Annotated in this window: 8 protein-coding genes; 3 read left to right on the top strand and 5 right to left on the bottom strand. The window is 72.8% G+C overall.

Annotated elements, in window-relative coordinates; translation table 11 throughout:
- Positions 1–4: 4 nt before the first annotated feature.
- Positions 5–805 (bottom strand): crotonase/enoyl-CoA hydratase family protein, encoded by an 801-nt coding sequence (locus tag OHS82_RS38880; RefSeq protein ID WP_057581667.1) that lies wholly within the window; start codon positions 803–805, stop codon positions 5–7.
- A gap of 177 nt (positions 806–982) precedes the next feature.
- Between OHS82_RS38880 and OHS82_RS38875 the strand changes: the two genes are divergently transcribed.
- Both OHS82_RS38875 and paaK read left to right on the top strand, forming a co-directional pair.
- Positions 983–2605, top strand: a complete 1623-nt coding sequence (locus tag OHS82_RS38875) for an acyl-CoA synthetase (RefSeq protein ID WP_057581664.1) — start codon at positions 983–985, stop codon at positions 2603–2605.
- Between the two features lie 132 nt (positions 2606–2737).
- On the top strand, positions 2738–4036 hold the full coding sequence (gene paaK, locus OHS82_RS38870; RefSeq protein ID WP_328435581.1) for a phenylacetate--CoA ligase PaaK: 1299 nt from the start codon (positions 2738–2740) through the stop codon (positions 4034–4036).
- A 15-nt stretch (positions 4037–4051) separates the two neighbouring features.
- Here paaK and OHS82_RS38865 read toward each other — a convergent pair whose 3' ends face one another.
- From OHS82_RS38865 to OHS82_RS38850, 4 genes are all read right to left on the bottom strand, one after another.
- Positions 4052–5548, bottom strand: a complete 1497-nt coding sequence (locus OHS82_RS38865) for a fatty acyl-CoA synthetase (protein WP_057581661.1) — start codon at positions 5546–5548, stop codon at positions 4052–4054.
- Positions 5549–5955: 407 nt separating this feature from the next.
- Positions 5956–7509 carry an acyl-CoA synthetase gene (locus tag OHS82_RS38860; RefSeq protein ID WP_328435580.1) on the bottom strand — a complete coding sequence of 518 codons (1554 nt, stop codon included), beginning with the start codon at positions 7507–7509 and terminating at the stop codon, positions 5956–5958.
- The gene (locus OHS82_RS38855; RefSeq protein WP_328435579.1) at positions 7506–8615 is read right to left on the bottom strand and encodes an NAD(P)H-dependent flavin oxidoreductase; all 1110 of its coding nucleotides are present in this window, start codon (positions 8613–8615) and stop codon (positions 7506–7508) included. Before OHS82_RS38855 ends, OHS82_RS38860 begins: the two co-directional genes overlap by 4 nt.
- A 178-nt stretch (positions 8616–8793) precedes the next feature.
- Positions 8794–10419, bottom strand: coding sequence for a phytoene desaturase family protein (locus OHS82_RS38850; RefSeq protein ID WP_328435578.1), 1626 nt, complete (start codon positions 10417–10419; stop codon positions 8794–8796).
- Between the two features lie 171 nt (positions 10420–10590).
- On the opposite strand from OHS82_RS38850, the gene OHS82_RS38845 reads away from it, so the two are divergent.
- Entirely contained in the window at positions 10591–11478 is an 888-nt protein-coding gene (locus OHS82_RS38845; RefSeq protein WP_057581655.1) for an NUDIX hydrolase, read from the top strand.
- Positions 11479–11592: the final 114 nt, after the last annotated feature.

Raw genomic sequence — 11592 nt, 5'->3', positions numbered from 1 at the left:
AGCGTCACGCGCGTCGGTAGACCGGCGGCCGTTTCTCCGCGAAGGCGCGGGCGCCTTCCTTCGCGTCGTCCGTGTCGAACACCGGCCAGCCCCGTGCCAGTTCGGCGGCCAGCCCGTCGGCCTCGGTCAACTCGGCGGCCTCGTACACGGACGCCTTCACGGCCTCCACGGCGAGCGGGGCACAGGCGTTGACGCGTTCGGCGATCTCCAGGGCCCGGTCCAGGGCGGTCCCGGTGGGCACGACGTGCCCGATCAGGCCGATGCCGGCGGCCTCGCGGGCGCTGTAGGGCCGTCCGGTGAGCAGCATCTCCAGGGCGTGGGTGCGCGGGATCTGCCGTGGCAGGCGGACCGTGGAACCGCCGATCGGGAACAGGCCGCGCCTGACCTCGAAGAGGCCGAAGGTGGCGGACTCCCCCGCGACGCGGATGTCGGTGCCCTGGAGCATCTCGGTCCCGCCCGCCACGCAGTGGCCCTCGACGGCGGCGATCACCGGTTTGCGGGGGCGATGGTGGCGCAGCATCGCCTTCCAGTGCAGGTCCGGGTCGGCCTTGAGCCGGTCGCGGTGCTGCTCGCCCTCCATGCCCTGGCCGGCGAGCGCCTTGAGGTCCATGCCGGCGCAGAAGGAGCCGCCGGCGCCGGTGAGGACGACCGATCGGACCGAGTCGTCCGCGTCGGCCTCGAGCCAGCCGTCGTACAGGCCGACGAGCATGGCGATCGAGAGCGCGTTCCTGGCCTCCGGCCTGTTGAGCGTGAGCACCAGTGTGGCGCCCTCGCGCCGCACGGTGAGGTGTTCGGTACCGCCCATCGCAGATCTCCCCTCGGAAAGAACGAGAACAGGTTGCAGGAGGCGTGATGGCAGTTCAAGGGTTTTCTGACAGACAGTCAGATTTCTTCGCCGGAGGCCTTCCCACTTGCCGTGCCCTTTGCTCTGATGACCGGCGAACCGTCTGGGAGCCAGGCCGTCGTGAGGTCAGGAGGAACGGTGGAGTACAACCTTGCCGACCTGTTCGAGTCGGTCGTCGACGTGGCGGCGGACCGCGAGGCGCTCGTCCACGTGGACCACCCGGGCTCGGGCGCGGAACGCCGTCTGACGTACGCGGAGCTGGACGCCGCGGCCAACCGCATCGGCCACCACCTCCTCGACAGCGGGATCCGCCCCGGCGAGCATCTCGGCCTGCACCTGTACAACGGCGTCGAGTACCTGCAGACGGTGCTGGGCTGCCTCAAGGCCCGGATCGTGCCGGTCAACGTCAACTACCGGTACGTCGAGGAGGAGCTGGTCTACCTCTACCGGGACGCCGACCTGGCCGCCCTCGTCTTCGAGGCGGAGTTCACCGACCGGGTGACGGCCGCGCTGCCGCAGACTTCGGCGCTGCGGCACCTGATACGGGTCGGCCCGGCGGGCGAGGAGGTCGCTCCCCTCGCGGACGTCGTCTCCTTCGCGGACGCCGAGGCGGGCGGCTCCCCGGAGCGCGGCTTCCCGGCCCGCTCGGGGGACGACCAGTTCATCATCTACACGGGCGGCACGACCGGTATGCCCAAGGGCGTGATGTGGCGTCAGGAGGACCTGTTCTTCGCCGGCCTGGGGGGCGGGGCGCCGACCGGGGAGCCGGTGAAGAAGCCGGAGGAGCTCGCCGAGCGGGTCGCCGCCGGCGGCTCCGGGATCACCTTCTTCCCCACGCCCCCGCTGATGCACGGCACGTCGACCCTCACCGCGTTCATCGGCTTCAACTTCGGCCAACGGGTCGTGCTGCACCGCAAGTTCGTGCCCGAGGAGGTGTTGCGGACCATCGCCAGGGAGAAGGTCAACGCCATCTCCCTGGTGGGTGACGCGATGCTGCGGCCGCTGATCGACGCGCTCGAGGGCCCGATGCGGGGAACGGACTGCTCGTCCGTGTTCAGCGTCTCCTCGTCCGGGGCCATCATGTCGGACACGGTCCGCCGGCAGTTCCGGGAGCTGATGCCGAACGCGATGCTGCTCAACAACTTCGGCTCCTCGGAGTCCGGGTTCAACGGCACGGCAACGGACGACTCGGGCCCCGAGCGCGGCTTCCGCGTCCGGGTCAACTCCCGCACCCGGGTGGTCGATCCGGCCACCAAGGAGGCGACCGCGCCGGGCGAGGTCGGCCGGGTCGCCCAGTGCGGCCATGTCCCCCTCGGCTACTACAACGACCCGGCGAAGACCGCCGAGACCTTCTTCGAGAAGGACGGCGAGCGCTGGGTTCTGCTCGGCGACATGGCCACCGTCGACGAGGACGGCGTGGTCGTCGTCCTCGGGCGCGGCTCGCAGTGCATCAACACCGGCGGCGAGAAGGTGTACCCCGAGGAGGTCGAACAGGCGCTGAAGGCGCATCCGGACGTGTACGACGCCCTGGTGGCGGGGGTGCCGAACGCGAGGTGGGGCGCCCACGTGGCGGCGGTGGTCCAGGTGCGCCGGGGCGCCCCGCCGCTCTCCCTGGAGGAGATCCAGAGTCACTGCCGCACCCGGCTGGCCGGCTACAAGATCCCGCGCCAACTGGTGCTCACCGAGTCCATCCGCCGCTCCCCGAGCGGGAAGGCCGACTACCGGTGGGCGCGGGAGGCGGCGGTGGCGGAGAACTCCTGATCGCGATCTCCGGGCAGAACCGGTAGCCGAACCCTTGCCTGACGGCCTCGGGCCTGGATTACTGATCCCGAGGAAGATCGACCGAATGATCGGTCGGCAGCATCGGCACGATTCGGGTGAGGGAGAACCTCGATGGCGGACACGAGGAACGCGCTGGACGAGGGCGAGCGCCTCACCGAGGACGCCCTGCGCGCACGACAGCTGGAGCGTCTGCGTGCCTCACTGCGTCACGCGTACGCCGGCGTGCCCTTCTACCGCGAGGCCTTCGACAAGGCCGGCGTCCACCCCGACGACTGCCGCGACCTCGGCGACCTGGCCCGCTTCCCCTTCACCGGCAAGGCCGACCTGCGCGCGCACTACCCCTACGGCATGTTCGCCGTCCCCAGGGAGCGCATCCGCCGCATCCACGCCTCCAGCGGCACCACGGGCCGCCCGACGGTCGTCGGCTACACGGACGCCGACCTGTCCCTGTGGGCGGACCTGGTGGCCCGTTCGATCCGCGCGGCGGGCGGCAGGCCGGGCGACACGGTCCATGTGGCCTACGGCTACGGCCTGTTCACCGGTGGCCTCGGCGCGCACTACGGCGCCGAACGCCTCGGCTGCACGGTGATCCCGGCGTCCGGCGGAATGACGTCCCGTCAGGTCCAGCTGATCCAGGACCTCGAGCCCCGGGTCATCATGGTGACCCCGTCCTACATGCTGACCCTGCTGGACGAGTTCGAGCGGCAGGGCGTCGATCCTCGCTCCACCTCGCTGCGGGTGGGGATCTTCGGCGCCGAGCCGTGGACCGAGCGGATGCGGCAGGAGATCGAGGAGCGGTTCGCGATCGACGCGGTCGACATCTACGGGCTGTCGGAGGTGATCGGTCCGGGGGTGGCGCAGGAGTGCGTGGAGACGAAGGACGGGCTGCACATCTGGGAGGACCACTTCTACCCCGAGGTCGTCGACCCGGTCACCGGCGAGGTCCTGCCGGACGGCGAGGAGGGCGAGCTGGTGTTCACCTCGCTCACCAAGGAGGCCATGCCGATCGTCCGCTACCGCACCCGGGACCTGACCCGGCTGCTGCCGGGGACGGCCCGCGTCTTCCGCCGCATGGCGAAGGTGACCGGCCGCAGCGACGACATGGTCATCCTGCGCGGCGTGAACCTCTTCCCCACCCAGATCGAGGAGATCGTGCTGCGCACCGAGGCCGTGGCGCCCCACTTCCAGCTCCGGCTGACCCGGGAGGGCCGGCTCGACGCCCTCACGGTCCGCGCGGAGGCCCGACGCGACGCCACGCCCGCCGACCGCGACACGGCCGCCCGGGCCATCGCGGCGGCGGTGAAGGAAGGCATCGGCGTGTCCGCCGCCGTGGAGATCGTCGACCCCGAGACGCTGGAGCGGTCGGTCGGCAAGATCAGGCGGATCGTGGACCTGCGGCCCCGGGAGTGACGGGGCGCGCGCGGGTCACGAGCCGAACCGCTCGCGCAGTTCCCTCTTGAGGACCTTCCCGCTGGCGTTGCGCGGGAGTCCGTCGACGAAGAAGACGCGCTTGGGGGCCTTGAACGCCGGCAGCCTCTCCCGGGCGTGCGCGATGAGCTCCTCCTCGGTGACCTCGTCGCGCGCGACGACCACCGCGGTCACCGCCTCGATCCACTTCTCGTCGGGCAGCCCGATCACCGCGGCGTCCGCGACTGCGTCGTGGGCGTACAGCGCGTCCTCGACCTGGCGTGAGGCGACCAGTACGCCACCGGTGTTGATGACGTCCTTCACCCGGTCGACGATCGTGAAGTAGCCGTGGGCGTCACGCACGGCGAGGTCCCCGGAGCGGAACCAGCCGTCACGGAAGGCCGCGGCGGTCTCCTCGGGCTTGTCCCAGTAGCCCTCGCACAGCTGCGGGGAGCGGTAGACGATCTCGCCGGGCGTGCCGTCGGGGACGTCCGCGCCGTCCTCGTCGACGACCCGGGCGTCCACGAACAGCACCGTGCGCCCGCAGGAGTCCAGGCGTCCCTTGTGCTCGTCGGGCGCGAGGACGGTCGCGAGCGGACCGATCTCGCTCTGCCCGAAGCAGTTGTAGAAGCCGAGCTTCGGCAGGCGTGCGCGCAGCCGCTCCAGCACGGGCACCGGCATGACCGACGCGCCGTAGTACGCCTTGCGCAGCCCGCTCAGGTCACGCTCGTCGAAGTCGGGGCGGCCCGCCAGGGCGACCCACACGGTCGGCGGGGCGAACAGGCTGTCGACGCGGTCCGCCTCGATCAGTTCGAGGAGACGGTCGCCGTCCGGGGCGTCCAGCACGAGGTTCGTCGCGCCGACCGCGAGATAGGGCAGCAGGAAGACGTGCATCTGCGCCGAGTGGTACAGCGGCAGGGAGTGCGCGGGACGGTCGCCGGCGCTGAGGTCGAGGGCGGCGATGGCGCTCAGGTACTCGTGCACCAGGGCGCGGTGCGTCATCATCGCGCCCTTCGGCAGGGCGGTCGTGCCCGAGGTGTACAGCAGCTGCACCAGGTCCTCGGGGCGCGGCTCGGGGCCGTCGTACGGGTCGGCCGCGGGCAGCAGGGCCAGCAGCGAGTCGTCGGCGTCGCGCAGGGCCGACGTGCGCACGCCCTCGGGGAGCCGGGACGCGAGAGGGGGGTCGGCGAGGACCAGCGCGCTGCCCGACTGGCGGACCACGTACGCCAGGTCGTCGCCGGTGAGGTTCTGGTTCACGGGCACATGGACCAGGCCGGCGCGGGCGCAGGCGAGGAACGCGATGACGTAGGCGTCGGAGTTGTGGCCGTAGGCGCCGACCCGGTCGCCCGGGGCGAGGCCGGCGCCGAGCAGGACGCTCGCCGCACGCGAGACGGCCTCGTCGAGTTCCTCGTAGGTCCAGGTGCGGTCGCGGTATTCGATCGCGACGCGCGCCGGGGTGCGGCGGGCGCTGCGCCGCAGCACCCCGTCGACCGTGCTGCCGTGTCCGGGCGTCATGACCCATGATCCTCGGGCGAGGGCGGGGGCAGGTCAAGTCGCCGTGAGGGGACGACGGCGCGGGCGGACCCGGAACACCGGCGGCGCGCGGCGGATCCGCCCCGGCGCCGAAGAGGCCTGCGGCCGCCGTCCTCGCCGACCGGGCGGAGCCGTCCTGCCGCCGAACGGCCGTGGCCGGCCTTCGCCCAGGGGGCGGAGCCGGCGACTCCGCCGAACGACCCGACCCGGCCCACGCCGCGATGCGGCACCGAGACCCGCCGCGCACGGCCCCGGGCCCGTCGCCGACGGACCGGGGCCGCCCGCCCAGGGGCCGAGGCCGCCCGACCGCCGGGCGGGCGGGCTCACGCCGCACGGTCGGGGGCGGCCTTCCGCCGAGGGGCGGCCGCCGTGCCGTCGGCCGGGCACGCTCACACCGGACGCGTCCGGCCCTCCCAGTACGGCTCCCGCAGCCGCCGCTTGTACAGCTTGCCGTTGGGATCGCGGGGCATCTCGGCGAGGAAGTCGACGCTCCTGGGCCGCTTGTAGCCGGCCAGCCGGTCGGCGCAGTGGTCGAGGAGAGCCGCGGCGAGGGCGGGCCCCGGCTCGTGGCCCGGCGCCGGTTCGACGACGGCCTTCACCTGCTCGCCCCAGTCGTCGTGCGGGATGCCGAAGACGGCCGCGTCGGCGACGGCCGGGTGGGCGAGCAGCGCGGACTCGATCTCGGCGGGGTAGATGTTGACGCCGCCGGATATGATCATGTCGATCTTGCGGTCGCGGAGGAACAGGTAGCCGTCCTCGTCGAGCACGCCGAGGTCGCCGACGGTGAAGAAGTCGCCGATGCGGTTCTTGCGGGTCTTGTCCTCGTCCTTGTGGTAGGCGAAGCCGCCGGTCGTCATCTTCATGTACACCGTGCCGAGTTCACCGGCCGGCAGCCGTTCGCCGTCGTCGTCGAAGACCGCCAGCTCGCTGATGGGCCACGCCTTCCCGACGGTGCCGGGCTTCTTCAGCCAGTCCTCCGCCGTGGCGAACGCGCCGCCGCCCTCGCTGGCCGCGTAGTACTCCTCGACGCAGTTCCCCCACCAGTCGATCATCGCCCGTTTCACATGGTCGGGGCAGGGCGCGGCGCCGTGGATGGCGTGCCGCATGGACGACACGTCGTAGCGCGCCCGCACCTCGTCGGGGAGGGCGAGCAGCCGGTGGAACTGGGTGGGGACCATGTGGGTGTGGGTGCAGCGGCCGCTGTCGATGAGCCGCAGCATCTCCTCGGGCGTCCACTTGTCCATCACGACCAGCCGGTGGCCGATGTGCAGGGACGCGCCCGCGAACTGGAGCACCGCCGTGTGGTAGAGCGGCGAGCAGACGAGATGCACGTTGTCGTCGAAGGGCTTGATGCCGAAGATGCCGAGGAAGCCGCCGAGGTACGCCTCCTCGGGCGGTTTGCCGGGCAGCGGCCGCCGGATGCCGCGCGGGCGGCCCGTCGTGCCCGACGTGTAGTTCATGACCCACCCGAGGGTGCGGTCGGCGGGCGGCGACTCGGGTTGTCCGGCGAGGAGTTCGGCGTACGGCCGGAACCCGTCGATCGCACCGACGGCGTACCGCTGACCGGCGGGCAGCGACGCCTCGTCGGCGGCGCGGCGGGCCTGGTCGGCGAACCGCTCGTGGGCCAGCAGCACCTTGGCGCCGGAGTCGGAGACGATCCAGGCGATCTCGGGGCCCATCAGGTGGTGGTTGACGGGGACCAGGTAGAAGCCTGCCTGGCTGGCGGCGAGATGGGCGGTGAAGAACTCGGCCGAGTTGGGCAGGACGACGGCGAAGGCGTCGCCGCGTTCCAGTCCGGCGGCGCGCAGACCGTGCACGAGCCGGTTGGCGGCGGCGTGCAGGCGTCCTGCCGTCCACTCCTCGCCGTCGGGGGCGATGAGGACGACGCGGTCGGGGTCCTGGGTCGCCTGGGCCCAGAATCCCGCGGGGGGTGTGCTGGTCACTGGCCGCTCCTTCCGGCGATGCGGTCGACGCGGTCGACGGCTTGTTCGAAACCGCGGGTGAGGTCGTCGAAGACCTCCTGCACGCTGCGGACTTCGTTCATCCGGCCGACGATCTGGCCGACCGGCGTACCGAGCAGGGGGTCGACCTCGTACTTCTGGATGCGGGAGACCGCTTCGGCGACGAGCAGGCCCTGCAGGGGCATCGGGAGGGTGCCGGGCCCGTCGAGGGCGTCCCAGGCGTCGGTCCACTCGGTGCGCAGCTGGCGGGCGGGTTTGCCGGTCAGCGCGCGGGAGCGGACCGTGTCGCCGGAGCCCGCCGCGAGAAGCTTGCGGGTGAGGGCGGGCGAGTGCAGGTCGGCCTCGGCGGTCGTCAGCCAGAGCGACCCGAGCCAGACGCCCTGGGCGCCCAGCGCGAGGGCCGCGGCGATCTGCCGCCCGCTGCCGATGCCGCCGGCGGCGAGGACCGGCAGCGGGGCGACGGCGTCGACGGCTTCCGGGGTGAGCACCATGGAGGCGATCTCGCCGGTGTGGCCGCCGGCCTCGTACCCCTGGGCGACGACGATGTCGATGCCGGCGTCCTTGTGCTTGCGGGCGTGCCGGGCGCTGCCGGCGAGCGCGGCCACGAGGACGCCCCGCTCGTGGGCCCGGGCGACGACGTCGGCCGGCGGTGAGCCGAGGGCGTTGGCCAGCAGCCGGATCGGGTAGTCGAAGGCGACGTCGAGTTGACTGCGGGCGACCTGCTCCATCCAGCCGGTGATCCGCCACCCGGAGGCCTCGCCCTCGGCCAGTTCGGGCACCTCGTAGGCGGCGAGGGTGTCGCGCACGAACTGCCGGTGCCCCTCGGGGATCATCGCCTCGACGTCGGCTTCGGTCACCCCTTCGACCTTCTTGGCGGGCATGACGACGTCGAGCCCGTACGGCCGGCCGTCGACGTGCGCCTCGATCCAGTCGAGGTCGCGTTTGAGGTCGTCGGGGTCGGTGTAGCGGACCGCGCCGAGCACGCCGAAGCCGCCCGCGCGACTGATGGCCGCGGCGACCGCGGGGAACGGCGTGAAGCCGAAGACGGCGTGCTCGACTCCCAGTTGTGTGCTCAGCTCCGTCTGCATGGGCGCAGGATGCCGCAGCGACGCGGACGACGGAAGAGCTTTTCTGATAGACCGTCAGATTCTTGCCGTCCGATGCCCGACCGGATGCGCGATCGGGCGCCTGAACGGATGCGCGATCGGATGCGCGATCGGGTGCGCGATCGGGTGCCTGAACGGACGCCTGACCGGATGCCCGTCGTCAGGCTCCGGTGTGCTCTTCGAGCACCGCCATGGCGGCGTTGTGTCCCGGCACGCCGCTCACTCCGCCGCCGCGCACCGCGCCGGCCCCGCACAGCAGCACGTTGGCGTGCGGGGTCGACACGCCCCAGCGCCCTGCCCCCTCCTGGACGTGGGGCCAGCTCAGGTCGCGGTGGAAGATGTTGCCGCCGGGCAGCCCGAGGTCGCGCTCCAGGTCGAGCGGGGTCCTCGCCTCGATGCACGGGCGGCCGTCGGCGTCCGTGGCCAGGCAGTCCGCCAGGGGCTCGGCGAGGTGGGCGTCCAGCTGGGCGAGGGTCGACCGCAGCAGCTCCTCGCGCACGGCGTCGTTGTCCCGGGCGAACAGCCGGGCGGGCGTGTGCAGGCCGAACAGCGTCAGCGTCTGGTACCCCCGCTCGACGAGGTCGCGGCCGAGGATGCTCGGGTCGGTCAGGGAGTGGCAGTAGATCTCGGAGGGCGGGGCGGCGGGCAGCTCGCCGACGGCGGCCTGGGCGTGGGCGGCGGCCAGCTGACGGTAGCCCTCGGCGATGTGGAAGGTGCCGGCGAACGCCTCGCGCGGGTCGACGGAGCTGTCCCGCAGCCTCGGCAGCCGCTCGAGCAGCATGTTCACCTTGAGCTGGGCGCCCTCGGCGGGGGCCGGCGGTGTCTCGCCGGTGAGGGCCGCGAGCGCCTGCGGCGAGGCGTTCACCAGGACGTGCCGGGCCACGGCGACTCCCTCGCCGTCGGCCGTGCGGTAGGCGACCTCCGCGGTGCGGCCGTCCGTGTCGATCCGCACGGCCTCGTGGCCGGTGGCGAGGACCGCGCCCGCGTCGCGGGCGGCGGCGGCCAGGGCGTCGGTGAGGGCGCCCATGCCGCCGACGGGGACGTCCCAGGCGCCGGTCCCGCCGCCGATCACGTGGTAGAGGAAGCAGCGGTTCTGCCGGAGCGAGGGGTCGTGGGCGTCGGCGAAGGTGCCGATGAGGGCGTCCGTCAGGACCACGCCGCGCACCAGGTCGTCCGCGAAGCGCTCCTCGACGGCGACGCCGATCGGCTCCTCGAACAGGGTCCGCCAGGCCTCCTCGTCGTCGACGCGCCGGCGCAGCTCCTCGCGGGTCGGCAACGGCTCGGTGAGCGTGGGGAACACCCGCTGGGCGACCCGCCCGGTCATGTCGTAGAAACGCTCCCAGGCCGCGTACTCGCGCTCGCCGCCGGTCAGTCGCGCGAACGCCTCCCGTGTGCGCCGGGCGCCGCCGCCCACCAGCAGCCCGGTGGCCCGTCCGTCGCGTTCCACCGGGGTGTATGAGGAGATCGTGCGGCCCTGGACGCGGAAACTGAGCCCCAGATCCCGCACGATCTTCTGCGGCAGCAGGCTGACCAGGTAGGAGTAGCGCGAGAGCCGGGCGTCGACCCCGGCGAACGGCCGGGTGGAGACGGCGGCTCCCCCGGTGTGGTCCAGCCGCTCCAGCACCAGCACGGACCGTCCGGCCCGGGCCAGGTAGGCGGCGGCGACCAGGCCGTTGTGCCCGCCGCCGACGACGACGGCGTCGTAGACGCGGCGGCCCAGGTGATCCCGCTGATCCCGATCGCCCTGGTGCCGCTCTCGTCCGTGGTGTCCCTCGTGTGCAGCCATGGTTCTTCGTAACACGAGCCGATCAAGGTCGGCCAGAGGGGGCTGCGCCGGGCCGCTCGGGGCCTGCGGAGCCGCAATCCGAAGCGCGGGCCGGTGCGGTCCGGGCTCCCCTACGATCGTCACGACCTCAAGTGCGTTGAAGCGCAAGCCCGTTGGATTCAGGGGGAGCCCATGACCGCCCGGACGCCCGCCATGCCCGCAGCCGAGTCCCGCAACTGCGCCGCCCTGCTGGTCAACCGGCGCGGCCAGTACCTCCTGCATCTGCGGGACGCGCACAAACCGATCTGTGACGCCGGCCTCTGGTCGCTGCCCGGCGGCGCGTGCGAGGGGGACGAGACGCCCGAGGAGGCCGTCGCCCGCGAGCTGCTGGAGGAGACGGGACTGGTCCTCGAGGGGCTGGCCCGGTACGCGGTCGTCGACGGCATCCAGATCTTCCTGGGCGGCTGGGACGGCGATCCCTCACGGCTGCCGGTCACCGAGGGCATCATGTTCGCGTTCTTCGACGCGGCGACCACCGCGCACCTGACGATGGCGCCGGGCGCCGCGCAGGTCGTCGCCCTGCACCAGGCGGCCCCCGTCGCCCCGACGCCGCAGCCGACCGTGCGGGAGACCGTCCTCAACGCCGTCGGCGTCCACCTCTACCTGGAACGCGACGGCGAGATCCTGCTCGGGCTGCGCCATCCGGACTCGCCGTTCGCGCCCCTGAACCACCACTTCCTGGCCGGCCACTGCGAGCGGGAGTCCGCGGTGGCGTGTCTCGTCCGCGAGGCCGGGGAAGAGGCCGGACTGGAGATCGCGGCAGGAGACGTCGAGCTCGTGCACGTGGTGCACGTCGTCGACTCGCCCGCCGTCCGGCCGCGCCTGCAGCTCGTCTTCCGGGCCCGCCGCTGGGGCGGCGAGCCGCGGCTGCTGGAGCCGGACAAGTGTCTGAGCTGGGGCTGGTGGCCGCTGGACGCGCTGCCGGAGCCGATGGTCCCCTACGCGCGCACGGCCGTCGCCGGGATCCGCGCCGGGCGGCCGTACTCGGAGCTGGGTTGGGAGCGGCAACAGCGCTGCTGATCGGCCCGGGCGTGACGGCGGGCAGCGGCCGGCAGGCCGGCGCGCGCCCTGCGGCCCCGGCGCCTCCCCCGTCTCGGCGCGTGCGGCCGGGCCGTGCGGTTCGAGGCCGTCCGT

This window comes from Streptomyces sp. NBC_00425, assembly GCF_036030735.1.
Classification (GTDB): domain Bacteria; phylum Actinomycetota; class Actinomycetes; order Streptomycetales; family Streptomycetaceae; genus Streptomyces.
This window is presented reverse-complemented; position numbering and strand designations above follow the sequence as displayed.